This is a genomic window from Lysobacter niastensis (assembly GCF_031457115.1).
Classification (GTDB): Bacteria; Pseudomonadota; Gammaproteobacteria; order Xanthomonadales; family Xanthomonadaceae; genus Lysobacter_J; species Lysobacter_J niastensis_A.
Window position 1 is genome coordinate 1,941,026 of sequence record NZ_JAVDVY010000001.1, and the last position, 24,287, is coordinate 1,965,312.

The following is a 24,287-nucleotide window of genomic DNA, read 5'->3' on the forward strand; positions in this document are numbered from 1 at the left end:
CCCGGTCAGTATAGGGCCGATGGCCGCCGACTCAACCCGTGGAGGTGTCTGGCGAGGCCTCCATTCACGTATCGGCCGTCACGGGTATGCTTGCCCGCAATGGACGCCAACGTCTCGCACGCCAACGAACTGGCCGAACTGGAGCCGCGCCGCGGCTATCTGTTGGCGCTGGTGGTCCTGCTGGGCGCCTTGATCCTGGTGTTCATGGCGTGGAAGGGTGCCCGTGAGCGCGAGCTGGTCACGGCCAATGCCGAGTTCGTCAACCGCGCCAACGAGATTACCGCGCGCCTGCAACAGCCGATGACCAACTACGAACTGGTCGCGCGCGGAGGCGCCTCGTTGTTCGCATCGGTGGCCAGGCCCACGCCCGCGCAATGGCAGGCATACGTCGAGAGCATGCGCATCCAGCCGCGTTTTCCGGGCATGGTGGGGTTGGGGTTTGCCGGTTACATCCCCGGCGCAGAGCTTGATGATCTGCAGTTGCAGTGGCGCGATTCCGGCTACGGCATGCTGCAGATCCGGCCCCATGGCATCCGGCCGGTCTATGGACCGGTCCTCTATCTGGAGCCGCGCACGCCCGAAAACGTGGAGGCGGTTGGCTACGACATGTTTTCCGAGCCGACCCGGCGCGCCGCGATGGAGCTGGCGCTCGACACTGGGTTGCCGCAGTTGTCCGGGCCCGTCGTGTTGATCCAGGACCTGGGCGAACAGAAAACCGGCATGTTGCTGTTCATTCCGCTCTATCGGGGAGGCGGGGTTCCAGGCTCGCGCATGGCACGCCGCCAGGCAGTCCAGGGATGGGTCTATGTGCCGATCCGACTGGAGCCGTACCTGCAGGCGGCCCTGGGCAGCGCTTACCGCGAAGCGCGGTTCCGCATCTACGACAGCACCGCTGGCAACGAACGGCTGATGTTTGCCAATCATGCCGGCGGCGACATCCTGCCGGCGTTCCGCCACAGCACCACGCTTCAACAGTACGGCCGGAGCTGGCGGATCGAATTCGAATCCCTGCCGCTGGCCGAGGCCGCACCGCGCCTGCAAACGCTGGAGAACCTGCTCGCGCTGGGGCTGTTCGCGTGCCTTCTGCTGTATGGCATCGCGCTGGTGCTGGCGCATACCGAATCGCGCGCGCATACCATCGCGACGCTGATGACCGAGGATTACCGGCGCAGCGAGCAGCGCTTCCGCGTTGCCATGCAGTATTCGGCCATCGGTAAGGCGCTGCTGGACAGCGATGGCCGCATCGTCGAGGCGAATCCGTCATTGGGCGCGATCGTCGGTATCGAGCCGCACGCACTGATCGGCGTCCGCTTCGACACCTTGTTCGAGGACGACGAACCCGGACTCGGCGGCGCCGGCGGCGGCACGGACGCGCACGGTGTGCACCGAACCACCCGCAGATTGCACCGTGAGGGTGGCATGCCACGGCATGCGCAGCTCACGTATGCGCCGGTTCCCGGCAACGTGGGACAGGACATCGCGGGACTGGTGCAGGCCGAGGACGTCACCGAACGCCTGCGCGCCGAGGCCCGCGTGCACGCACTCAATCGCACGCTGGAGGCGCGGGTGGCCATGCGCACTCGCGAGCTCAGCCAGGCCAACCAGGAACTGGAGGCGTTCGCCTACAGCATCTCGCACGATCTGCGAGCCCCGCTGCGGGCGATCGATGGCTTCAGCCGGACCCTCGCCGAGCGCTACGAGACGGTGCTGGACGACGCGGGGCGAGGCTATCTGTCGCGCGTGCGCCGTGCCGCCGCGCGCATGGGGGAGTTGATCGATGCGTTGTTGAAGATGTCACGGCTCAGCCGCAGCGAGCTGAAACTCGAGCGTGTGGACCTGAGCCGGATGGCGGGCGAGATCGTCGAGGAACTGCGCATGGGCGACAGTCCGCGTGCAGTGGAGGCCGTCATCGAGCCCGGGCTGCAGGTGGTCGGCGATGCCACCCTGCTGCGCAACATGCTGGGCAACCTGCTGGGCAATGCCTGGAAATTCACCCGTGAGCGCCCCGACGCCAGGATCGAGTTCGGCGTCTCCACGGATACGGAAGCCGTGCCGGAATTCTTCATCAAGGACAACGGCGCGGGCTTCCCGCAGCAGTACGTCGACAAGCTGTTCCGACCGTTCCAGCGACTGCACCACGAGGGCCAGTTCGCCGGTCACGGCATCGGGCTGGCCTCGGTCAAGCGCATCGTCGAGCGGCATGGCGGCGTGATTCGCGCCGAAGGCCAGGAAGGCGAGGGGGCGACGTTCTTCTTCACCCTGCCGGGCCTGGGCCGGCACTGATGCTCAGGCGTCCTTGTTGTGCCGGCGCATCACGCGCTGCTTCTCGCGCGCCCAGTCGCGTTCCTTGCTGGCTTCGCGCTTGTCGTGCGACTGCTTGCCCTTCGCCAGCGCGACCTCGGCCTTGACCTTGTTGCCTTTCCAATAGAGCGAGGTCAGCACTACGGTGTAGCCATCGCGCTGGACGCGACCGATCAGGTTGTCGATCTCATGCCGGTGCAGCAGCAGCTTGCGGGTGCGGCGTTCTTCGGCGACGACGTGGGTCGACGCCGAGATCAGCGGGGTGATCTGGGCGCCGAACAGGAACATCTCGCCCCCACGGACGACCGCGTAGGCTTCGCCAATGTTGGCGCGGCCGGCTCGGATCGACTTCAATTCCCAGCCCTGCAGGGCCAGGCCGGCCTCGAATCTGTCTTCCAGGTGGTACTCGTGGCGCGCGCGCTTGTTCAACGCAATGGTGCCGCCGCCAGCGCCCTTTCCTTTATCCTTGCCGGCCTTGTTGCTCGAGTTCTTTGCCATCGCGGTATTGTCCCTGATTGCAGGGCAACTCGCGAACCCGCCTCCTGACCATGCCGACCATTCGTCGCTCCGCCCTGGTTGAACACTCCGCCGCGCGCATGTTCGCGCTGGTCAACGACATCGCGGCCTATCCGCGCCGCTTCGACTGGTGCGAGCAGGCGCAGGTGATCGAGTCCGGGGAGTCGCGCATGGTGGCGCGGCTCGACCTTGGGCTGGGCGCGCTGCGGACCTGGTTCACGACCGAGAACACCCTGGCGCCGCCGCACCATATCGACCTGAAGCTGGTCGACGGCCCGTTTCGCAGCCTGACCGGGCGCTGGCAGTTCCATTCGCTGGACGAGTCCGCTTGCAAGGTCACGCTGACGCTCGACTTCGAGCCGTCGGTGAAATTGCTCGGCCCGGCCATGGCGCTGGGCTTCCAGGCCCTGGCCGATCGCATGGTCGACGATTTCGTCCGCGTCGCCGACCGCGACCCCGTCAACGGGGCGGGAGAGTGAAAGTCGAGTTGCTGCGCGCGTGGCCTCGCCGCTTCGAAAGGGTCGAAGTGGAGTTGCCGGAAGGCGCGAGCGTGGCCGAGGCGCTAAGCAAGGCGGGTTGGAGCGGGGGCCCGGAAACGGTCGCCTGTGCGGTGTTCGGCGTGACGGTCACGCTGCAGACGGCTCTGGCGAACGGCGACCGGATCGAATTGCTGCGACCGCTCCAGGCGGATCCCAAGGATGCGCGCCGGCGTCGCGCCGAAGCCCGGCGCGGCGGCAAATAAAGTCGATAAGACGCCGGATTCAGCGCCCGCGGCGCTTTTCCTTTTCCTTCGGCAGGTTGCGTCCGAACTGCTTGTAGGCCGAGTTGGCGATGTCTTCGTCCTGCTCGGGGAAGTAGTCGCCTTCCCACTTGGCCAGGCTGTCGCCTTCGAACCACAGCGTCAGGTTCTTGGTGTCCGCCTTGCCGACGCGGCCGACCCGCTGCGTGGCGGTGTAGTCCCAGCGCTCGTGGTGGAAGGGATCGGTCACCGACGGGGTGCCCAGAAGCAGCATGACCTGCTGCTTGCTCATGCCGGTCTGCAGCTGGTCGACGTTGGCCTTCTCCAGCAGGTTGCCCTGGTAGATCGGCTGGCGATAGAGGATGCCGCAGCCTGCGGTCATCAGGGCAACGGAAACGACGAGCAGGAGCTTGTGCATCGAGTGCTTGGGCATCGGATGGCGCAGATGGGAAAGAACAGGCCGATGATACACTGAAGCCCACGCCCACGAACCGCATGGGCCGGCGCCAAGGACCGGTCTGCGTTCACTCGGCATTACGGCCCTGGTCTCATCCGATCGCCCGTACGCCGCATCAGCCTGACAGCAGGGAGCCCAGATGGAATCGCAAGACCTGCGCAAAGCCGGACTCAAGGTCACACACCCGCGCCTGCGGATCCTTGAGTTGCTCGAGCAATCCAAGCCTCGCCACATGACGGCCGAGGACATCTACCGTCACCTGCTCGAGCACGGCGACGACATCGGCCTGGCCACGGTCTATCGCGTGTTGACGCAGTTCGAGGCCGCCGGGCTGGTGCTCAAGCACAACTTCGAGGCCGGCCAGTCGGTGTACGAACTCGACCGCGGCCATCACCACGACCACATGGTCGATATCGACAGCGGCAAGATCATCGAGTTCGAAAGCACCGAGATCGAGGAGCTGCAGCGCAAGATCGCCGATAAGCTCGGTTACGAGATCGAAGAGCACTCGCTGGTGCTCTACGTACGCAAGAAGCGATAAGTGTGTGCGATGGGATCGGTTTGGCCGATTCCGTCCGACCGCTATTCGACGTCGGCCAACAACCGCTTCGCCGCCGCGCGCGCCTCGCGGGTCAGTTCGACGCCGCCCAGCATCCGCGCCAGTTCCTCTTCGCGCTGCTTCGCGTCCAGCGCCTGCACGGCGCTCTGGGTGACGCCCTCGCTGGCGGCCTTGCTGACGCGGTAGTGCGCGTGGCCCTGCGCGGCGACCTGCGGCAGGTGGGTCACGCACAGCACCTGGCGACTGGCGCCCAGCGCGCGCAGCTTCTGCCCGACGATCTCGGCGACGGCGCCGCCAATGCCGGTGTCGACTTCGTCGAACACCATCGTCGGCACCGCATCCAGACCCAGCGCCGCAACCTCGATGGCCAGTGAGATGCGCGACAGTTCGCCGCCGGAGGCGACCTTGCGCAGCGCCCGTGCCGGTTGGCCGGGGTTGGCGGCGACCAGGAATTCGACGCGTTCGCCGCCCTGCGGATCGGGACGGTCGGTCTCGATGGGCTCGATGGCGACGTCGAAACGGCCACCGCCCATGCCCAGTTCGGCGATCAGCGCGGTGGTGCCGGAAGCCAGTCGTTCCGCCGCCTTCCGGCGCGCCTGGCCCAAAACGTCGGCGGCTTGGCGCCAGGCGCCGCGGGCCTGCGCGATCTCGGCATCGAGCCGGCCCAGGCGCACGCCTGCACCGCGTAGCGATTCCAGTTCGGCGGCGATCGCATCTCGCTGCACGGCCAGTTGTTCCGGCGGCACGCGGTGCTTGCGTGCCAGCTCGTGGATGCGACCGAGCTGGCGTTCGATGGCATCGAACGCGGATGGGTCCAGATCCAGATCGCTGCGCACGCGGTCGAGCAGGGCCAGGGCCTCGTCGATCTGGATGGCGGCGTTGTCGAGCATCGCGTCGACGTCGTTGAGGCGGGGCTCGTGCTCGGCCACGCGCTGCAGCTCGCCGCGCACCTGCTGGAGGCTGCGCGACAGCGACGGGCTTTCGTCGCCGCCGAGGCGGGCGAAGGCGCTGTCGCAGGCGGCGATCAGGCCGGCGGCGTGGGCATGGCGGCGGTGGTCGGCCTGCAGGCGGGCGATGGCGTCGGGTTCGAGGGTCTCGCGGTCGAGCTCGGCGTGTTGGTGTTCGAGCCAGTCGATGCGGTCGGAGACGTCGCCCTGCGACGACAGTGCATCGCGCTCCTGCAGCAGCGCGTTCCAGCGAGTCGCGGCGGCCTCGACCGGCCCGCGTTCGGCCTCGGTGCGGCCGAATGCATCCAGCAGGGCGAGCTGGCTGGGCCTGGACATCAGGGCCTGGTGCTCGTGCTGGCCGTGGATTTCGACCAGTTGCGCGGCCAACTCGCCCAATTGCCCCAGCGTCACCGGACGGCCATTGACCCAGGCCTTGGAGCCGCCGTCAGCGCGGATGACCCGGCGGATCTGGCAGCCCTCGTCCTCGTCCAGTTCGTTGTCGCGCAGCCAGGCCTGGGCCTGCGGGACGTCGTCGAGGGTGAAATCGGCAACCAGTTCGGCGCGGTCGGCGCCGTGGCGGACCACGCCGCTGTCGGCGCGTAGCCCGGAAATCAGGCCCAGGGCGTCGACCAGCAGTGATTTGCCCGCGCCGGTTTCACCGGAAATCACGGTCAGACCGGGACCGAAACTGAGTTCGGCGGCGCTGACGACGGCGAAGTGCTTGAGGGAAAGGTGCGCGAGCATTGGGGCGGGATTGTGCCTTGTGTCGGTGGCGGCTTGATAGTCGCCCGCCGTCTCGCCCGTTAGGACGAGCACGCCGGACGCCGGACGCCGGTGCCGGTGCGCAGAGTGAACACCGTGACGATGTCGCTTGCGCCCGCCCGCGGCGACGGCTTATACCGCTGTCATGAACCGCCGATCCGCCGATCCCGCCCTCGACCCGCGCGCACGCCAGCTGCTGCGCACGCTGATCGGCCGCTACATCCGCAGCGGCGAGCCGGTGGGTTCGCAGACGCTGGCGCGCCATTCGGGCCTCGACGTGAGCTCGGCCACCATCCGCAATATCCTGTCCGACCTGGAGGAGGCCGGACTGCTGAGCGCCGCGCACAGCTCGGCGGGGCGGATCCCGACGGCCCAGGGCTATCGCCTGTTCGTCGATTCCCTGCTGCAGGTACGGCCGCTGCCCGAGAGCGACGTGGTGCGCCTGCGTAGCGAGCTGCCGGCGGGGTCGGGCACCCAGGCGCTGCTGGGCAGCGCCTCTGAACTGTTGTCGGCGATGACCCATTTCGTGGGCGTAGTCAGCGTGCCCAAGCGTGAGCAGTTCGCGTTCCGGCGGATCGACTTCGTGCCGCTCGATGGCCAACGCGTGCTGGCGATCCTGGTGTTCGCCGACAACGACGTGCAAAACCGGATCATCCAGGCTCGCCGGCCGTATGAGGCGGGCGAGTTGGAGCGGGTGGCCAATTACCTCAATGCCCATTTCGCCGGTCGCACCCTGTCCGACATCCGCGCCACGCTGCTGCACGAGCTTCGCAACGCCCAGAGCGAGATGCAGCGGCTGCTGTCGCAGTCGGTCGAACTGGCCGAGCAGTTGCTGACGCCCGGCCAGGACGACATGGTGCTGGCCGGCCAGACCCGCCTGATCGGCGTGCAGGACCTGGCCGACCTCGACCGACTGCGCGACCTGTTCGAGGCCTTTGCCCGCAAGCGCGAGATCCTGCAACTACTGGAGCGTACGGTGCAGGCGCCCGGCGTGCGCATCTTCATCGGCGAGGAAACCGGCCTGGCCCCGCTGGAGGGCATGTCGCTGGTCAGCGCCCCTTACGGCGCCGGCGGGCAGGTGCTGGGGGTCCTGGGGGTCATCGGGCCCAGCCGCATGGCATATGAACACGTGATCCCGGTGGTGCAGGCCGCCGCGGATGCGCTCGGGGCGGCGATCCACCCGGAGTAATCGATCCCCGGGTGGTGGCCAACCCCCCAAAGCAATGCGCTTGGTTGTCTTGAAACGCCGTCAGGCGGGCCCCATTGCTGCCCTTGTTGCGCACTCAGGCGCAGTTTTCGCGCATTTCGATGCAGGGATAGGGCACGCATGACCAATATCGACCAGAACGACACCCCCGACGTGGCAGAGCAGGAAGGCGAGGCATCGCTCGCCAGCCAGCTCGAGGCCGCACGGGCCGAGCTCAAGCAACTGCGCGAGGAATCGCTGCGCGAGCGCGCCGAGCTGGACAACCAGCGCAAGCGCATGGCCCGCGACATCGACATGGCGCGCAAGTTCGCCAACGAGCGGTTGCTGGGCGCGCTGCTGCCGGTGATCGACAGCCTGGAGGCCGGCCTCAGCGTACAGGCCGATACCGCCCAGCACCTGCGCGAGGGCATGGAGCTGACCCTGAAGCAGTTGCTCAAGGTCGCCGGGGACAATGGACTGGTCGCGGTCGATCCGACCGGGCTGCCGTTCGATCCGGAGCATCACCAGGCCATGAGCATGGTCGAAAGCGCGACCCACGCGCCCGGCGAGGTGGTCCAGGTCTACCAGAAAGGTTGGCTGCTGAACGATCGGCTGCTGCGCCCGGCGCTGGTGGTCGTGGCCAGGCACGACTGACGCCTTGAACCGGGGGACGCAGCCCCCCAGATAACGGACATCGGCGGCGCGGCCGCCTCATCAAATTCAAGCATCAGAGAGGGAGCAACATCATGGGCAAGATCATCGGCATCGACCTTGGCACGACCAATTCGTGCGTGGCGGTCATGGAGGGCGGCAAGGCCAAGGTCATCGAGAATTCCGAGGGCGATCGCACCACGCCTTCGATCGTGGCCTTCACCAAGGACGGCGAAGTCCTGGTCGGCGCCTCGGCCAAGCGCCAGGCGGTCACCAATCCCAAGAACACGTTCTACGCGGTGAAGCGCCTGATCGGCCGCAAGTTCACCGACGCGGAAGTGCAGAAGGACATCGGCCTGGTCCCGTACAAGATCCTCGCGCACGAAAACGGCGACGCATGGATCGAAACGGCCGACGGCAAAAAGATGGCGCCGCAGCAGATCTCGGCCGAAGTGTTGGCCAAGATGAAGAAGACCGCCGAGGCCTACCTGGGCGAGGCCGTCACCGAAGCGGTCATCACCGTGCCGGCGTACTTCAACGACAGCCAGCGCCAGGCGACCAAGGACGCCGGCCGCATCGCCGGCCTCGACGTCAAGCGCATCATCAACGAGCCGACCGCGGCCGCGCTGGCCTACGGCCTGGACAAGAAGGGCACCGGCGACCGCAAGGTGGCCGTGTACGACCTCGGCGGCGGCACGTTCGACATCTCGATCATCGAGATCGCCAACGTCGACGGCGAGATGCAGGTCGAAGTGCTGTCCACCAACGGCGACACGTTCCTGGGTGGCGAGGACTTCGACAAGCGCGTCATCGACTACCTCGTCGAAGAGTTCAACAAGGACCAGGGCATCGATCTGCGCAAGGACCCGCTGGCATTGCAGCGCCTGAAGGACGCAGCCGAGCGCGCCAAGATCGAGTTGTCCAGCGCGCAGCAGACCGAAGTGAACCTGCCGTACGTGACGGCCGACGCCTCCGGTCCGAAGCACCTCAACATCAAGCTGACCCGCGCCAAGCTCGAAGCGCTGGTCGAGGACCTGATCAAGCGCACGATCGAACCGTGCCGCATCGCGCTCAACGACGCCGGCCTGCGCGCCAGCGACATCGGCGAGGTGATCCTGGTCGGTGGCCAGACCCGCATGCCGAAGGTGCAGCAGGCGGTCACCGAGTTCTTCGGCAAGGAGCCGCGCAAGGACGTCAACCCGGACGAGGCCGTGGCGGTTGGCGCGGCGATCCAGGGCGGCGTGCTGAAGGGCGACGTCAAGGACGTGCTGCTGCTGGACGTGACCCCGCTGAGCCTGGGCATCGAGACGCTGGGCGGCGTGATGACCAAGATCATCGAGAAAAACACCACCATCCCGACCAAGGCCTCGCAGGTGTTCTCCACCGCCGAGGACAACCAGTCGGCCGTGACCGTGCACGTGCTGCAGGGCGAGCGCGAGCAGGCCCGCTACAACAAGTCGCTGGCCCGCTTCGACCTGACCGGCATCGACGCCTCGCCGCGCGGCATGCCGCAGATCGAGGTGTCGTTCGACATCGACGCCAACGGCATCCTGCACGTGTCGGCCAAGGACAAGAAGACCGGCAAGGAGCAGAAGGTCGAGATCAAGGCCGGCTCGGGCCTGTCGGAGGAAGAGATCGCCAAGATGGTGCAGGACGCCGAAGCGCACCGCGAGGAAGACCTGAAGTTCCACGAGCTGGTCCAGGCCCGCAACCACGCCGATGCGCTGATCCACACGGCGCGCAGCGCCATCAAGGACAGCGGCGACAAGGTGCCGGGCGACGTGATCGGCCGCGCCGAAGGCGCGATCGCCGAACTGGAGACGGCGATGAAGGGCGACGACAAGGCCCAGATCGAGGCCAAGTCGAAGGCGCTGGAAGAAGCTGCGCAGTCGCTGTTCGCGGCGGCTTCGGCCGGTCAGCCGGGCGGCCCGGAAGCCGGACCTGCCGGTGCGGCCGGTGGCGCCAAGTCCGATGACGTGGTGGACGCGGAGTTCACCGAGGTCAAGGACGACAAGAAGTAAGCAGGCCGGAATCGCAACCCGGTGACGACGCACGGAAGAGCAGGGCGCTGGCCTTGCTCTTCTGTTTTCGACAACGACCGGGACGTGTCCTCAACATCCGATTTCGACCATGAGCAAGCGCGACTATTACGAAGTCCTGGGCGTGGCCCGCGACGCCAGCGACGATGACCTGAAAAAGGCCTATCGCCGCTGCGCGATGAAATACCATCCGGACCGCAATGCGGGCGATACGACCTCCGAAGCTGCCTTCAAGGAATGCAAGGAGGCCTATGAGGTCCTGTCCGACAGCGGCAAGCGTCGCGCCTACGACCAGCACGGCCACGCCGCGTTCGAGCACGGCATGGGCGGTGGTGGCGGCGGTTACGCCGACATGGGCGACATCTTCGGCGACATCTTCGGCAACATTTTTGGCGGAGGTGCCGCGCGAGGTCCGCGTCGCGGCGCGGACATCGGTTACGTCATGGAGCTGGTGCTGGAGGAAGCGGTCGCCGGCATCGAGAAGCAGATCGAGATCCCGACCCTCGACGAGTGCGATACCTGCAACGGCAGCGGCTCGGCCGACGGCAAGCTCGAGACCTGCGAGACCTGTCACGGTCGCGGCCAGGTGCGGTTCCAGCGGGGCATCTTCTCGATGCAGCAGGCCTGCCCGCATTGCGGCGGACGCGGCAAGACCATCCAGAACCCGTGCGTCGACTGCCACGGGCAGGGGCGCGTCGAGCGCACCAAGACCCTGCAGGTCAAGATTCCGGCCGGCGTCGACAACGGCGACCGCATCCGCCTGGCGGGCGAAGGCGAGGCCGGTCCGGCCGGGTCGCCTCCTGGCGACCTGTACGTCGAAGTGCGCGTGCGCGAGCACGAGATCTTCCAGCGCGACGGCGACGACCTGCACTGCGAAGTGCCGATCCGTATCTCCCAGGCCGCGCTCGGCGACTCCATTCGCGTGCCGACCCTGGAGGGCGATGTGGAACTGCGCGTCCCGGCGGAAACCCAGAGCGGCAAGTTGTTCCGACTGCGCGACAAAGGCGTCAAGTCGGTGCGCAGTCGCGCGCCGGGCGATCTCTACTGCCGGGTCGTGGTCGAGACGCCGGTCAACCTCACCACCGAGCAGCGCGAGCTGCTGGAGAAGTTCGAGGCGACCTTCGTCGGTGACGGCGCGCGTCGCCACTCGCCACGTTCGTCGACCTTCCTCGATGGCGTGAAGGGTTTCTGGGACCGCATGACGTCGTCCTGAGGAATGGTTTTGCCGCTGCGCGTCACAGGTTGACCGCCTTTGACGACAAGCGGCAGGTTGCACAGGATGGCCGGCGAGTAGACCTTGACGGCCATCAACCATTGCCGTGGGGGTAGACGGCTAGCATGGCGCCGGACGTACTGCGCGCGCCCAAATGACCATTACCCTGCAAGAAACACCGACGTTGGGGGCACGGGATCCAAGCCTGCTGCTCGCCGGTCTGCAACAGATTTCGCTTGAACAGTTGGTTCCCGCCCTGGACGCTGCGCTGCGCCGTGTCGACGACTACCTGTTCGACCGCAGCACTGCCGGCAGCGAGAGCGCCGAACTCACCGCCCTGCGCGACCTGCGCCGGGCCCGTGCGCAGGTCGCACAACGTTTCGAGCAAGCGCTGATCGAAGGATTCCGACGCGCTTCCGGCGCTGCCCCGACGGTCAAGACCGGTGCAGTGGAACTCAGCCTTGTCGACGAGTCCGCGCTGGAACAGCAACTGGCCGACGAGCAGATGATCGACGGCCTGACGCGACTGCATGCGGCGGCGCTGAAGCGGCTGGACGCGCGCCTGGCCTCGCTGCTCGAACGTCCGGCCATCACGCCGGCCGACAACCCCATCAGTCCTGCCTCGCTCGCCTCGGCCATGCGCAGTGCCGTCAGCGGGACGGAGCTCTCCGCCAGCGTGCACATCGCGCTCTTCAAGTTCTTCGAGCGTGAACTCGGCAATGCGCTGAAGGGGCTATACGACCGCGCCAACGAGCGGCTCGCGGCCGCCGGCATCCTGCCTCGACTCGATCCCGTGGTGCCGATCGCGCCGCCTGCTCCTGCGCCGCAACACTCCGACGTGGCAGCGGGAGCCGTCGCTTCCGATTCGATGCAGGACACGAGCCCGGCACCGGCCGATCAGACGCTGTTCTCCAGCCTGGTGGGGTTGCTGCAATCCTGGCGGACCCGCGTGACCGGCGGTCCCATGACGCAGGCGGGCCCGGAAGTGCCGCGACTGCGCGATGTCGAGGTGATGTCGGTGCTGTCGCTGATGCAGAACGAGCCGCCGCGCAGCCTCGACCAGGCGATCGGCGACGGCCGTCAGTCGCTGGCAGAGCAGTTGCGCAACGAAGTGCTGTCGAATGCGCGACGCCTCGGCTTGGGCGGAGAGCGCGTGCACCTGTCCAACCACGACGAGGACGCGCTGGACCTGGTCGGCATGCTGTTCGACGTGCTGCTGGACGATCGCGACTTCGAGCCGGAGGTGCGCCGCAAGATAGGCCGCCTGCTGGTGCCTTACGTGAAGGTGGCGGTCAAGGACCGCCGCATGTTCCTCTACAAGGGGCATCCGGCGCGGCGCCTGCTCAACGCCGTGGCCGAGGCCTGCGAGGGCAACCATGGCGATGGTCCGCAGGAGCGCGAGCTGCTCGATCGTGTCGATACCACGATCGATCGGCTGGTCACCGAGTTCAACGAAGACACCGCGATCTTCGAGACGCTCGAGACCGAGCTGCGCGCCTTCATGGACCAGCACCGCAAGCGCGTGGAACTGGCCGAGAAGCGCGCTGCCGAATCGCAGCGCGGACGCGAGCGGCTGGAGCAGGCCCGCGTCGAGGCCTCGGTGGACCTGCTCAACTGTCGTGGCGACCGCAGGCTGCCTCCGGCCCTGGACGATTTCGTCACCCACTACGTCGGGCACCACCTCACGCAGGTGATCCTGCGCGAAGGCAAGGACTCGCCGCGTTATGGCGATGCGCTGCGCGCGGTCGCCGGGCTGCTCGCGGCCTATGACATGGCCGAGCTGGGTGTGCCCCTGGAGCGGCAGCCGGCGCTGGATCGCGCGGTGTTGCAGACGATCATGGCCAGCTCGGGCTGCATCGGCGATTCGGCCGACAGCGCGCTGGTCACGATGCAGCGCACGCTGGAGCAACTGGTCATCGGCGACGAGGTTTCGGCGAGTGCGGCGCAGTTGCCCGAGCGCCCGGCCCAGCCGGTAGCGGTCACGCCGCCCGAACCGTTGTTGTCCGTCGTCGACGCGACCGCGGCGCTGGACTACGACCCGGCGATGGCCGAACGCATGCGCGCACTGGAGGTCGGCACCTGGCTGCAGTTGACCTCCGAGACCGGCCGCACGGAACCGGCGAAGGTGTCCTGGATCAGTCCGATCTCCGCGCGCCTGCTGTTCGTCAACCGCCGTGGCATCCGGCTGCTGGTGGCATCGGCGGAAGAACTGGCCGCGCTGGCGAAGCTGGGGCGTGTGCAACTGCGCGAGGGCGATACGGTCTTCGACAACGCCATGCACCAGGTGCTGGGACGCTTGAAGAAGGAAGCCGAAGCCGTCGCCTGACGGCTCCATGTCGATACGTCCCTTGTCGCGCGACGGCGTCAGCCGGTAGCCTTCGCGCATGAATGAAGCACATGCCCCCGTCCGCCTGCTGATCCACGGCGCCTCCGGCCGCATGGGCCAGGCCTTGTTGCGATTGGCGAGCGAGCGCGACGACCTGGTCGTGGTGGCTGCCGTGTCGCGTTCGCAGCCGGCGCAGCGCGTGGTCGATGGCGTCGCGCATTTCGCCGTGGCCGAACTGTCGGGGGCGCCCGAATTCGATGCCGCGATCGACTTCAGCCTTCCTGAAGGTTTCGACGCGATCCTGCACCTGTGCGACGAGCGCAGGGCCGCGCTGGTATCCGGCACCACGGGCCTGGAAGCGGAACAGCGAGAGGCCCTGACGGCCGCCGCCGGACGCATACCGCTGCTGTGGGCGGCGAACTTCAGCCTCGGCGTGGCGGTACTCAACGAACTGGTCGAGCGGGCCGCCGCGGCGTTGCCGGGATGGGACTGCGACATCGTCGAATCGCACCACGTCCACAAGAAGGACGCGCCATCCGGAACGGCGCTGGCGCTGGGTGCCAGCGCGGAGCAGGGCGGTGCCCACCCCCGGTATCAGTCGCTGCGTGCCGGCGACATCGTCGGCGAGCACTTCGTTCAGTTCACCACGCTGGGCGAGCGCATCGAACTCAACCACCGCGCCACCAACCGCGACATCTTCGCGCGAGGAGCACTCCATGCCGCAGTCAGGTTGGCTGGACGCGCACCGGGTGCCTACCGTTTGCGGGATCTGTTGGCCTGAACGTTTTCGCCCCCGTAGGCGATATGACGCTGGCGTTACCGGCGCCGGCCCGCTAGAATTCCGGCTCGCCTGAACCCCTCCGTCGGACCGGTCCCGCACCGCGTCCGCGTTTTGCTGCAGCCCGGTTTTGCCGGCGTCTGCGCTATCGGACGGGGTCAGCACCCCCCGGCAGCAAAGGCGACCTCCGTGACCCATCCCGCAATCCTCGCGCTCGAAGACGGCACCATCTTCGAGGGCGTTTCCGTAGGCGCGCCCGGCCTTTCGGTCGGCGAAGTCGTATTCAACACCGCGATCACCGGCTACCAGGAAATCCTCACCGATCCCTCGTACGCCCGCCAGCTGGTCACGCTGACCTATCCCCATGTAGGCAACACCGGCTGCACCGACCAGGACGACGAGTCCACGAAGGCCTGGGCCGCCGGCCTGATCGTCCGCAACGTGCCGCGCCGCCCCAGCAACTGGCGCAGTCAGGTTTCGCTGCCCCAGTGGCTCAAAGCGCGCGGCATCGTTGCCATCGCCGATATCGACACCCGCAAGCTGACGCGCCTGCTGCGCGACCGTGGTGCGCAGAACGGCGCGCTGATGGCCGGCGAGATCGACGTCGGCAAGGCGCTGGAAGCCGCTCGCAAGTTCCCGGGCCTGAAGGGCATGGATCTGGCCAAGGAAGTGTGCACGCGCGATCGCTATGAATGGCGCGACGGCCAGCTCGACCTGGATCGCAACGAGTTCGTCCACGCCGAGCCGAAATTCCACGTCGTGGCCTACGACTACGGCGTCAAGCACAACATCCTGCGCATGCTGGCTGAACGCGGCTGCCGCCTGACGGTGGTGCCGGCGCAGACTTCCGCTGCCGATGTGTTCGCACTCAAGCCCGACGGCGTGTTCCTGTCCAACGGCCCCGGCGATCCGGAGCCCTGCGACTACGCGATCGCTGCGATCCGCGAATTCATCGCCGCCAGGATCCCGACCTTCGGCATCTGCCTCGGCCACCAGCTGCTCGGCCTGGCCTCGGGGGCGAAGACGCTGAAGATGAAGTTCGGCCACCACGGTGCCAACCACCCGGTGCAGGACCTCGACAGCGGCCGCGTGATGATCACCTCGCAGAACCATGGTTTCGCGGTGGACGAAGGCACGCTGCCGGGCAACGTGCGCGTCACGCACCGCTCGCTGTTCGACGGCAGCAACCAGGGCATCGCCCTGACCGACGCGCCGGCCTTCAGCTTCCAGGGCCACCCGGAAGCAAGCCCGGGCCCGCATGACGTTTCCCCACTTTTCGACCGCTTCGTTGCGCTGATGGAGAACCGCTGATATGCCAAAGCGCACCGATATCAAAACCGTCCTGATCATTGGCGCCGGTCCGATCGTGATCGGCCAGGCCTGCGAGTTCGACTACTCCGGCGCCCAGGCCTGCAAGGCCCTGCGTGACGAGGGCTACCGCGTGGTGCTGGTCAACAGCAACCCGGCGACGATCATGACCGACCCGAACATGGCCGACGCCGTGTACATCGAGCCGATCAACTGGCAGACGGTCGAGAAGATCATCGCCAAGGAAAAGCCCGACGCGCTGCTGCCGACGATGGGCGGCCAGACCGCACTGAACTGCGCGCTCGACCTGGCCGACAACGGCGTGCTCGAGAAGTACAACGTCGAGCTGATCGGCGCCTCGCGCGACGCCATCCGCATGGCCGAGGATCGCGAGCTGTTCCGCGTCGCCATGGCCGACATCGGCCTGGAATGCCCGAAGGCCGAGGTCGCCAGGAACTTCGAGCAGGCCGTCGAGATCCAGACCAAGGTCGGCTACCCGACCATCATCCGCCCGTCGTTCACGCTCGGCGGCACCGGCGGCGGCATCGCCTACAACAAGGAAGAGTTCGAGGAGATCGCAAAGCGCGGCCTCGAGCTTTCGCCCGTGCACGAGATCCTGGTCGAGGAGTCGGTGCTGGGTTGGAAAGAGTTCGAGATGGAAGTGGTCCGCGACAAGGCGGACAACTGCATCATCGTGTGCTCGATCGAGAACTTCGACGCGATGGGCGTGCACACCGGTGACTCGATCACCGTCGCCCCGGCACAGACCCTGACCGACAAGGAATACCAGCGCCTGCGCGATGCCTCCATCGCCGTGCTGCGCAAGATCGGCGTCGATACCGGCGGCTCCAACGTGCAGTTCGGCATCAACGCCAAGGACGGTCGCGTCGTCGTCATCGAGATGAACCCGCGCGTATCGCGTTCCTCGGCGCTGGCATCGAAGGCGACCGGCTTCCCGATCGCCAAGATCGCCGCCAAGCTGGCCGTCGGCTACACGCTGGACGAGCTGCGCAACGAGATCACCGGCGGCGCCACGCCGGCGTCGTTCGAGCCGACGATCGATTACGTCGTCACCAAGATCCCGCGTTTCGCCTTCGAGAAGTTCCCGCAGGCCGATGCGCGCCTGACCACGCAGATGAAGTCGGTGGGCGAGGTGATGGCGATGGGCCGCACCTTCCAGGAGTCGCTGCAGAAGGCGCTGCGCGGCCTGGAGACCGGCAAGGTCGGCCTCGACCCGACCGGCCTGGACGTCACCAGCGAGGACGACCTGACCAAGCTGCGGCGCGAGCTCAAGGAGCCGGGCCCGGAGCGCATGTTCCACATCGGCGACGCGTTCCGCGCCGGCATGAGCGTGGAGGACGTGCACGCGCTGTCGTTCGTCGATCCGTGGTTCCTCGACCAGATCGAAGAGATCATCGCCGCCGAGAAGGCGCTGGCCGATGCGGGCCTGTCCTCGCTCGACAAGCACCGCATGCGCGCGCTCAAGCGCATGGGTTTCTCCGACGCGCGCATGGCCCAGTTGACCGGCACCGACGAGACCGCGGTGCGCACGTTGCGCCGCGCCTTCGGCGTGCGCCCGGTGTACAAGCGCGTGGACTCGTGCGCGGCGGAGTTCGCCACCACCACCGCCTACATGTACTCGACCTACGAGGACGAGTGCGAAGCCAACCCTAGCAACCGCGACAAGATCATCGTGCTCGGCGGCGGTCCCAACCGCATCGGCCAGGGCATCGAGTTCGACTACTGCTGCGTGCATGCCGCGCTCGCCCTGCGCGAGGACGGCTATGAAACCATCATGGTCAACTGCAACCCGGAGACGGTCTCCACCGACTACGACACCTCCGACCGCCTGTATTTCGAGCCGCTGACGCTCGAGGACGTGCTGGAAATCGCGGACCTGGAAAAGCCCAAGGGCGTGATCGTCCAGTACGGCGGCCAGACCCCGCTGAAGCTGGCGCGGGCACTCGAGGCCAATGGCGTGCCCATCATCGGCACCTCGCCGGACAGCATCGACCTGGCCGAGGACCGCGAACGCTTCCAGAAGCTGGTGCAGGACCTGGGCCTGGCGCAGCCGCTCAACCGCACCGCGCGCAATCCGGAAGAGGCGGTGGTGCTGGCCTCGCAGATCGGCTACCCGCTGGTGGTGCGCCCGAGCTATGTGCTGGGCGGCCGCGCCATGGAAATCGTCCATGCCGACACCGACCTGCAGCGCTACATGCGCGACGCGGTGAAGGTGTCCAACGACTCGCCGGTGCTGCTGGACCGCTTCCTCGACAACGCAGTGGAAGTCGACGTCGACGTCATTGCCGACAAGGACGGCCACGTGCTGATCGGCGGCGTGATGGAGCACATCGAGGAGGCCGGCGTGCATTCGGGCGATTCGTCCTGCTCGCTGCCGCCGTACTCGCTGACCCCGGCGATCCAGGACAAGCTGCGCGAGCAGGTCGTCGCGCTGGCCAAGTCGCTGAAGGTCGTGGGCCTGATGAACACCCAATTCGCGATCACCTTCGACGAGCAGGGCAAGGACACCATCTACCTGATCGAAGTGAACCCGCGCGCGTCGCGCACCGTGCCGTTCGTGTCCAAGGCCACCGGCATGGCGCTGGCCAAGATCGCGGCGCGGTGCATGGTCGGCCAGACGCTGGCCGCGCAGGGTGCGACCGGGGAGATCGTGCCGGAGTACTACTCGGTCAAGGAAGCGATCTTCCCGTTCGCCAAGTTCCAGGGCGTCGATCCGATCCTCGGACCGGAAATGCGCTCGACCGGTGAGGTGATGGGCGTGGGCCGCAACTTCGGCGCGGCGATGGCGCGCGCGCAGGAAGCCGGCGGCATCAAGGCGCTGCCGCAGGGCGGCAAGGTGTTCGTCTCGGTGCGCGATCCGGACAAGGTGCGCGTGCTGTCTGTCGCGCAAGACCTGGCCAAGCGTGGATACAAGCTGGTCGCCACCGAGGGCACCCACGCCTTCCTGACGGCCCACGGCCTGGCCTGCGAGCGCATCAACAAGGTCACCGAAGGCCGTCCGCACGTCGTCGACCTGATCAAGAACGGCGAGATCGTCTACATCGTCAACACGACCGAGGGCCGCCAGGCCATCAACGATTCGTTCTCGATCCGCCGAGAGGCGCTGCAGCACCGCGTCACGTACTCGACCACCGTATCCGGTGCGCGTGCGCTGGTGAACTCGCTCGACTACCGCGGCACCGGCCCGGTCTGGTCGTTGCAGGAACTGCACGCGGAACTGCAGGGCGCAGCGACCGGCGTCGCCGCTGCCTGACTGCGGACCGGCGCCGTCATTCCCGCCAGGAATGACGGCTAGCCGGCTTCCGTGCACAATCTCCCCTGATCGTCGGCCCCAGAACCACGGGTGATGGGCCGGCCGTACCTGTGAAGAATTGCGCTGGCTTGCGCCGGCACGAGGATGTATTGCAATGCGAGCACCCATTACCTTGAAGGGCGCGCAACGTCTGCGCGCCGAACTCGAAGAACTGAAGTCGGTCAAGCGCCCGGCGGTGATCAATGCGATCGCCGAAGCGCGTGCGCATGGCGACCTCAAGGAGAACGCGGAGTACCACGCCGCGCGCGAGCAGCAGGGCTTCATCGAAGGTCGAATCAAGCAGCTCGAAGCCGAGCTGTCGCATGCGCAGGTCATCGACGTTTCCTCGCTCAACGCCGGTTCGCGCGTGGTGTTCGGCGCGACGGTCGATCTGGCCGACGTGGAAAGCGACGAGCCCAGGACGTACCAGATCGTGGGCGACCTGGAAGCCGACATCAAACTGGGCCTCATCGCCATTTCCTCGCCGGTGGCGCGTGCGCTGATCGGCAAGCACGAAGGCGACAGCGTCACGATCGAGGCGCCGGGCGGAATCCGCGAGTACGAAATCGTCGGCGTGACCTACGCCGGCTGATTGATGGCCTCGGCCACGCTGCTGCTGCCAGTCCGGTCGCGTTTCGGCGGCCAGCGCCTGTCGGAGGCGACCGGCCGCGCTTTGGCTCGCGCCGATCTTGTTCGGCACGATCTGTCGGCGCATGACGGCAACCAGCTGGCGCGGGCCGTGGACGTGCTACCGCGCGGTTGGCCGGTGGCGGCCGCGGCGCGACAGCGCGATGCCGGCGATGCCGCCAATGCGGTCTGGCTGCGTGCCGATCCGGCGTATGTACAGCCCGACATCAACGGTGCGCGCCTGTTGTCGTACGGACGCGCCCTGGAGTTGCGCGCGGCCGACGCGGAAGCGCTGCTGCGGCCGTTGAAGCCCCTGTTCGGCGACGCCGGTTTCCCGATCGACGCGCCCGAGCCTTCCCGGTGGTACCTGCGCCTGCCCGAAGGCGCGAAGCTTCCGTCCTTCATCGCGCCCGAGGATGCATTGGGCGCCGATCTGTTCGAGCACCTGCCGGCAGGCGACGAGGGACGGCGCTGGCGTGCCCTGCTCAGTGAGGCGCAGGTGGTGCTGCACAACCATCCGCTCAACCAGCAGCGCATCGCCGCCGGACTGGCGCCGGTGAATTCGCTGTGGTTCTGGGGCGCGGGCAAGCTTCCCGATCACGTCACGTGTCGCTTTGACCGTGTGGCCAGCGACGAAGAGACGCTGGCAGCGCTGGCGGCGCTGGCACAGGCGCAGGTCGTCGCGCGCCCGCAGCGCTGGCGCATCGAAGCAACCAGCGCCCTGTTCGACCTTCGCGATGCGCGCGATCTTGCGGTGCTCGAGTGCGATTGGTTCGCACCGGCCTTGGCGGCGCTGGCGACAGGCGAGGTCGATGACCTGCGCTTCGACTTCGCCGACGGCGCGATCTACACCCTGCGCCGGGGCCAGCGCTGGCGCTTCTGGCGCCGGCCGTTGCACTCGTTCGTCGCCGCAGGCGTCGAGTCAGGGGCCGAATGAAGCCCATCGCGAGACTGAGGCGTCGCGAGATCCGCGAACCGGGCCAATGGCCCGAGACCTTGTCGCCGTTGCTGCGTCGTCTCTACGCCGCCCGCGGCGCGACCTGCATCGAGCAGGCGCAGCCACGCCTCGCCCACCTGCTGCCGCCAGACGGCATGGGTGGCCTGGACGAGGCCACCGCCTTGCTGGCGCAAGCCATGGCGGACGATCGCCATATCGTCGTGGTCGGCGACTTCGACTGCGACGGCGCCACCGCCTGCGCGGTGGGCGTGCGCGGCCTGCGCATGCTCGGTGCGCGCCGTATGTCGCACGCGGTGCCGAACCGCATCGTCCATGGCTACGGACTGTCGCCCGCGCTCGTCGACGAACTGGCCGCGCTGCAACCGGACCTGCTGGTCACCGTCGACCACGGTATCGCCTGCCATGCGGGCATTGCGGCAGCGAAGGCGCGAGGGTGGCAAGTGCTGGTCACCGACCACCACCTGCCGGGCGAACAACTGCCGCCGGCCGACGCGATCGTCGATCCGAACCTGCGCGGCGACGCGTTCCCGAGCAAGGCCCTGGCCGGCGTCGGCGTGATGTTCTACGTGCTGCTGGCGCTGCGACGCCGCCTGCGGGAGCAGGGCGCTTTCGAGGGCCCAGGCCCCGACCTGTCCACGCTGCTGGATCTGGTCGCGGTCGGCACGGTGGCCGACCTGGTTCCGCTGGATGCCAACAACCGCGCCCTGGTGGCCGCCGGATTGCGCCGCCTGCGCGCGGGGCAGGGCTGCGCCGGGCTCAATGCCCTCATCGAAGTCTCCCAGCGCGATGCGCGGCGGTTGACCGCGGGCGACATCGGCTATGCGGTCGGACCGCGCCTGAACGCCGCCGGCCGGCTCGAAGACATGGCGCTGGGCATCGAGTGCCTGCTGACCGACGACCCCGGCCAGGCCCGTGGGATTGCCGCCACGCTCAATGAGATCAACGGCGAGCGCCGCGCCGTGCAGCAGCAGATGACCGACGAGGCCGAACTGGCGTTGTCGCGTGTTGCACTGACGGAAGTGGGGGCACCGATCGCGGTTTGCCTGTTCGATCCGGAGTGGCATCCGGGCGTAGTCGGCCTGGTCGCTTCGAAGATGAAGGAGCGCCTCCACCGGCCCGTCATCGCCTTTGCCCCGGCCGAGCCGGGCAGCCAACGACTGCGCGGATCGGCCCGGTCGATCCCGGGCTTTCATATCCGCGATGCGCTGGCCGATGTGGCCGCACGTCACCCACACCTGATCGAGCGCTTCGGAGGCCACGCCATGGCCGCCGGACTGTCGCTGGGCGCCGAGGACCTTCCGGCCTTCGTCGATGCCTTCCGCCAGTGCGCGGCCGCCGCGCTGACCCCGGAACTGCTGCAGGCGGACGTGCTCAGCGATGGCGAACTGTCGGCGGATGAATTCGATCGACCCTGCGCCGAAGCGCTGCGCGACGGCGGGCCCTGGGGGCAGGGATTTCCCGAGCCGCAATTCGACGGCGAATTCGAGGTGCTGGCCTGGCGCGTGGTCGGCGAGCGGCATCTCAAGCTCGAACTTGGCATGGGCGGCAGGCGCCTGAACGCCATCGAGTTCGGCGGCTGGACCGGGGAGGCCCCGTCTGCCCGGATCCGCATCGCCTACCGGATGGAGCCAGACGATTACCGCGGCGGCCAGGCCGTCCAGCTGGTGGTGACGCACCGCGAAGGCTGAGCGGGGGCGGTGGCACGAATTGACACGGATTCAACGAACGCGGACCTAGGCTGAATGGATACCCGCCCCAGGAGAGCGTCCGTCATGCCACTGACCGTCAACATCGAGTTGTCCGACAAGGACCTCGAGCACTTCAATCGCGCGATCGACAAGGCCCGCGAGCTGGGCGAAGGCAAGTCCAACCAGGAGGTCGTGCAGGGGGCGATGGACCTGCTCGAGAAGGCGCAGCAGAGCGAGCCACCGGAGTTCGTCAAGCAGCGCCTGCTGCTGCTGGACACGCTGATCGCGATGATCCGCGACGAAGGCTGGGCGTTGTCCGGTGAGGACGCACAGCACGTTCGTTCTGCCCTGACGTATTTCTCGGTCCCCGGCGATGCCATCCCGGACCACGTGCCGGTGCTGGGATTCCTCGACGACGCGATCATGATCGAGCTGTGCGCACGGGAGCTGCGCCATGAGATCGACGCCTACGCCGATTTCATCGAATACCGCCAGCGTGAGGCCGACCGGCGGGGGTTGAAGCCCGACACCGTGGGCCGCGCCGACTGGCTGGACAGCCGCCGCGAAGAGCTGCAGGACCGCATGCGCCGGCGTCGCGGGCGCGAGGGCGGCTCCGGCTTCGGCACCGGCTATGGCAGCAGCAGCGGCTACGGCGCGGCAAGCACCAGCTACACCGGCGGCTGGCGCCCGGGGCTGTTCAAGTTCGGCTGACGGGAGCGGGGCGAGGGCGCTGGCGTGGGCGGTTTGTTAGACTCTCCGGTTTCTCTGATCGACTAAGACCGGACATGATCGAACTCAATCCCGTCCGCCAGCGCATCGCCGACCTCACCGGTCGGCTGGATTCGCTTAGGGGGTATCTTTGACTACGACGGCAAAGTCGAACGTCTCGAAGAGGTAAACCGCGAACTCGAAAGCCCCGACATCTGGAACGACTCCGAGCGTGCCCAGGGCCTGGGCCGTGAGCGCTCTTCGCTGGAAAAGGTCGTCGACGGCATCCGCAACCTCACCGAAGGTCTCGTCGGCGCGGGCGAATTGCTCGAGCTGGCTGAAATGGAGGACGACGAGGGCACCGCGCTGGCCGTGGTCGACGACGTCGAGCGCTACGCCAAGGAGGTCGAGAAGCTCGAGTTCCGCCGCATGTTCTCCGGCAAGATGGACGCGGCCAACGCGTTCGTCGACATCCAGGCCGGCGCCGGTGGCACCGAAGCCCAGGACTGGGCCGAGATCCTGCTGCGCATGTACCTGCGCTGGTGCGAATCGCGAGGCTGGAAGACCGAGTTGATGGAAGTCAGCGGCGGCGACGTAGCCGGCATCAAGTCGGCCACGTTGCGCGTCGAGGGCGACTTCGCCTACGGCTGGCTCAAGACGGAAACCGGCGTGCACCGCCTGGTGCGCAAGTCGCCGTTCGACTCCGACAACCGCCGCCACACCAGCTTCACTTCGGTGTTCGTGTCGCCGGAAGTTGATGACAACATCGACATCGACATCAACCCGGCCGACCTGCGCACCGATGTCTATCGCTCCTCCGGCGCCGGTGGCCAGCACGTCAACAAGACCGAATCGGCTGTGCGAATCACGCACATTCCGTCCGGAATAGTCGTTGCCTGCCAGACCGGCCGCAGCCAGCACCAGAATCGCGACAACGCGATGAAGATGCTGGCCGCCAAGTTGTACGAACTGGAAATCCAGAAGCGCAACGCCGAGCGTGATGCGGTCGAAGCCACCAAGTCCGACATCGGTTGGGGCAGCCAGATCCGCAACTACGTGCTCGACCAGAGTCGCATCAAGGACCTGCGCACCGGCATCGAGCGCAGCGACACGCAGAAGGTGCTCGACGGAGACCTGGACGAGTTCGTGGAGGCCAGCCTGAAGTCCGGCCTCGAGGTCGGATCGAAACGCGCCGACGCCGTTTGATCGCG

20 protein-coding genes are annotated in these 24,287 nt (G+C 67.3%); 17 read left to right on the forward strand and 3 right to left on the reverse strand.

The genetic code is table 11. From position 1 onward, the window contains the following. Positions 1–99: 99 nt before the first annotated feature. Positions 100–2,283, forward strand: a complete 2,184-nt coding sequence (locus J2X06_RS08795; protein ID WP_310060950.1) for a CHASE domain-containing protein — start codon at positions 100–102, stop codon at positions 2,281–2,283. 3 nt (positions 2,284–2,286) lie between these two features. On the opposite strand, the gene smpB is transcribed toward J2X06_RS08795, so the two are convergent. After that, positions 2,287–2,799, reverse strand: a complete 513-nt coding sequence (gene smpB / locus J2X06_RS08800; protein WP_310060952.1) for an SsrA-binding protein SmpB — start codon at positions 2,797–2,799, stop codon at positions 2,287–2,289. A 50-nt stretch (positions 2,800–2,849) separates the two neighbouring features. On the opposite strand from smpB, the gene J2X06_RS08805 reads away from it, so the two are divergent. Both J2X06_RS08805 and J2X06_RS08810 read left to right on the forward strand, forming a co-directional pair. After that, positions 2,850–3,296, forward strand: coding sequence for a type II toxin-antitoxin system RatA family toxin (locus tag J2X06_RS08805; protein ID WP_310060955.1), 447 nt, complete (start codon positions 2,850–2,852; stop codon positions 3,294–3,296). Further along, the gene (locus tag J2X06_RS08810) at positions 3,293–3,559 is read left to right on the forward strand and encodes an RnfH family protein (protein ID WP_310060958.1); all 267 of its coding nucleotides are present in this window, start codon (positions 3,293–3,295) and stop codon (positions 3,557–3,559) included. Before J2X06_RS08805 ends, J2X06_RS08810 begins: the two co-directional genes overlap by 4 nt. Before the next feature lie 19 nt (positions 3,560–3,578). Here the strand turns inward: J2X06_RS08810 and J2X06_RS08815 are convergent, their stop codons facing one another. Further along, positions 3,579–3,974, reverse strand: a complete 396-nt coding sequence (locus tag J2X06_RS08815) for an outer membrane protein assembly factor BamE (protein ID WP_310060962.1) — start codon at positions 3,972–3,974, stop codon at positions 3,579–3,581. Between the two features lie 178 nt (positions 3,975–4,152). Here J2X06_RS08815 and fur point away from each other — a divergent pair, with 178 nt between their 5' ends. Next, on the forward strand, positions 4,153–4,554 hold the full coding sequence (gene fur, locus J2X06_RS08820) for a ferric iron uptake transcriptional regulator (RefSeq protein ID WP_310060964.1): 402 nt from the start codon (positions 4,153–4,155) through the stop codon (positions 4,552–4,554). Between the two features lie 41 nt (positions 4,555–4,595). Here fur and recN read toward each other — a convergent pair whose 3' ends face one another. Further along, positions 4,596–6,263 (reverse strand): DNA repair protein RecN, encoded by a 1,668-nt coding sequence (gene recN / locus J2X06_RS08825; RefSeq protein WP_310060967.1) that lies wholly within the window; start codon positions 6,261–6,263, stop codon positions 4,596–4,598. Positions 6,264–6,426: 163 nt separating this feature from the next. On the opposite strand from recN, the gene hrcA reads away from it, so the two are divergent. The 13 genes from hrcA (at position 6,427) to prfB (ending at position 24,282) form a co-directional block, all read left to right on the forward strand. Next, positions 6,427–7,470: a heat-inducible transcriptional repressor HrcA gene (gene hrcA / locus J2X06_RS08830; protein WP_310060969.1), complete on the forward strand. Its 1,044-nt coding sequence runs from the start codon at positions 6,427–6,429 to the stop codon at positions 7,468–7,470. Positions 7,471–7,608: 138 nt separating this feature from the next. Continuing rightward, positions 7,609–8,121 carry a nucleotide exchange factor GrpE gene (gene grpE / locus J2X06_RS08835; protein ID WP_310060972.1) on the forward strand — a complete coding sequence of 171 codons (513 nt, stop codon included), beginning with the start codon at positions 7,609–7,611 and terminating at the stop codon, positions 8,119–8,121. A 92-nt stretch (positions 8,122–8,213) separates the two neighbouring features. Next, positions 8,214–10,139 (forward strand): molecular chaperone DnaK, encoded by a 1,926-nt coding sequence (gene dnaK, locus J2X06_RS08840; protein WP_310060974.1) that lies wholly within the window; start codon positions 8,214–8,216, stop codon positions 10,137–10,139. Between the two features lie 109 nt (positions 10,140–10,248). Next, positions 10,249–11,370: a molecular chaperone DnaJ gene (gene dnaJ, locus J2X06_RS08845; protein WP_310060977.1), complete on the forward strand. Its 1,122-nt coding sequence runs from the start codon at positions 10,249–10,251 to the stop codon at positions 11,368–11,370. A 154-nt stretch (positions 11,371–11,524) separates the two neighbouring features. Next, positions 11,525–13,696: a DUF1631 family protein gene (locus J2X06_RS08850; protein ID WP_310060980.1), complete on the forward strand. Its 2,172-nt coding sequence runs from the start codon at positions 11,525–11,527 to the stop codon at positions 13,694–13,696. 58 nt (positions 13,697–13,754) lie between these two features. After that, the gene (dapB, locus tag J2X06_RS08855) at positions 13,755–14,477 is read left to right on the forward strand and encodes a 4-hydroxy-tetrahydrodipicolinate reductase (RefSeq protein WP_310060983.1); all 723 of its coding nucleotides are present in this window, start codon (positions 13,755–13,757) and stop codon (positions 14,475–14,477) included. A 186-nt stretch (positions 14,478–14,663) separates the two neighbouring features. Then, positions 14,664–15,785, forward strand: coding sequence for a glutamine-hydrolyzing carbamoyl-phosphate synthase small subunit (carA, locus tag J2X06_RS08860; RefSeq protein WP_310060985.1), 1,122 nt, complete (start codon positions 14,664–14,666; stop codon positions 15,783–15,785). 1 nt (position 15,786) lies between these two features. Beyond that, positions 15,787–19,056 carry a carbamoyl-phosphate synthase large subunit gene (carB, locus tag J2X06_RS08865; RefSeq protein ID WP_310060987.1) on the forward strand — a complete coding sequence of 1,090 codons (3,270 nt, stop codon included), beginning with the start codon at positions 15,787–15,789 and terminating at the stop codon, positions 19,054–19,056. A gap of 154 nt (positions 19,057–19,210) precedes the next feature. Continuing rightward, positions 19,211–19,687: a transcription elongation factor GreA gene (gene greA / locus J2X06_RS08870; protein ID WP_310060988.1), complete on the forward strand. Its 477-nt coding sequence runs from the start codon at positions 19,211–19,213 to the stop codon at positions 19,685–19,687. Between the two features lie 3 nt (positions 19,688–19,690). Next, complete coding sequence (locus J2X06_RS08875) at positions 19,691–20,659, forward strand: phosphoglycerate mutase (RefSeq protein ID WP_310060990.1); 969 nt, start codon at positions 19,691–19,693, stop codon at positions 20,657–20,659. Further along, complete coding sequence (gene recJ, locus J2X06_RS08880) at positions 20,656–22,368, forward strand: single-stranded-DNA-specific exonuclease RecJ (RefSeq protein ID WP_310060993.1); 1,713 nt, start codon at positions 20,656–20,658, stop codon at positions 22,366–22,368. The genes J2X06_RS08875 and recJ overlap by 4 nt, the downstream gene beginning before the upstream one ends. 84 nt (positions 22,369–22,452) lie before the next feature. Then, positions 22,453–23,079, forward strand: a complete 627-nt coding sequence (locus J2X06_RS08885) for a YkvA family protein (RefSeq protein ID WP_310060995.1) — start codon at positions 22,453–22,455, stop codon at positions 23,077–23,079. Positions 23,080–23,153: 74 nt separating this feature from the next. After that, positions 23,154–24,282 (forward strand): peptide chain release factor 2 gene (gene prfB, locus J2X06_RS08890; protein ID WP_310060997.1). Its coding sequence is split into 2 segments (ribosomal slippage): positions 23,154–23,228 and positions 23,230–24,282, totalling 1,128 coding nucleotides; the frame shifts between segments, so codons are not numbered across the junction. Positions 24,283–24,287: the final 5 nt, after the last annotated feature.

What these genes read in the sequence shown, in the direction of transcription:
- recJ (WP_310060993.1), top strand. Translation starts at nt 20,656, where the DNA reads ATGAAGCCCATCGCGAGACTGAGGCGTCGCGAGATCCGCGAACCGGGC.
- fur (WP_310060964.1), top strand. Translation starts at nt 4,153, where the DNA reads ATGGAATCGCAAGACCTGCGCAAAGCCGGACTCAAGGTCACACACCCG.
- recN (WP_310060967.1), bottom strand. Translation starts at nt 6,263, where the DNA reads ATGCTCGCGCACCTTTCCCTCAAGCACTTCGCCGTCGTCAGCGCCGCC.
- dnaJ (WP_310060977.1), top strand. Translation starts at nt 10,249, where the DNA reads ATGAGCAAGCGCGACTATTACGAAGTCCTGGGCGTGGCCCGCGACGCC.
- dapB (WP_310060983.1), top strand. Translation starts at nt 13,755, where the DNA reads ATGAATGAAGCACATGCCCCCGTCCGCCTGCTGATCCACGGCGCCTCC.
- grpE (WP_310060972.1), top strand. Translation starts at nt 7,609, where the DNA reads ATGACCAATATCGACCAGAACGACACCCCCGACGTGGCAGAGCAGGAA.
- J2X06_RS08850 (WP_310060980.1), top strand. Translation starts at nt 11,525, where the DNA reads ATGACCATTACCCTGCAAGAAACACCGACGTTGGGGGCACGGGATCCA.
- J2X06_RS08815 (WP_310060962.1), bottom strand. Translation starts at nt 3,974, where the DNA reads ATGCACAAGCTCCTGCTCGTCGTTTCCGTTGCCCTGATGACCGCAGGC.
- J2X06_RS08875 (WP_310060990.1), top strand. Translation starts at nt 19,691, where the DNA reads ATGGCCTCGGCCACGCTGCTGCTGCCAGTCCGGTCGCGTTTCGGCGGC.
- carB (WP_310060987.1), top strand. Translation starts at nt 15,787, where the DNA reads ATGCCAAAGCGCACCGATATCAAAACCGTCCTGATCATTGGCGCCGGT.
- dnaK (WP_310060974.1), top strand. Translation starts at nt 8,214, where the DNA reads ATGGGCAAGATCATCGGCATCGACCTTGGCACGACCAATTCGTGCGTG.
- J2X06_RS08885 (WP_310060995.1), top strand. Translation starts at nt 22,453, where the DNA reads ATGCCACTGACCGTCAACATCGAGTTGTCCGACAAGGACCTCGAGCAC.
- J2X06_RS08795 (WP_310060950.1), top strand. Translation starts at nt 100, where the DNA reads ATGGACGCCAACGTCTCGCACGCCAACGAACTGGCCGAACTGGAGCCG.
- J2X06_RS08805 (WP_310060955.1), top strand. Translation starts at nt 2,850, where the DNA reads ATGCCGACCATTCGTCGCTCCGCCCTGGTTGAACACTCCGCCGCGCGC.
- hrcA (WP_310060969.1), top strand. Translation starts at nt 6,427, where the DNA reads ATGAACCGCCGATCCGCCGATCCCGCCCTCGACCCGCGCGCACGCCAG.
- smpB (WP_310060952.1), bottom strand. Translation starts at nt 2,799, where the DNA reads ATGGCAAAGAACTCGAGCAACAAGGCCGGCAAGGATAAAGGAAAGGGC.
- greA (WP_310060988.1), top strand. Translation starts at nt 19,211, where the DNA reads ATGCGAGCACCCATTACCTTGAAGGGCGCGCAACGTCTGCGCGCCGAA.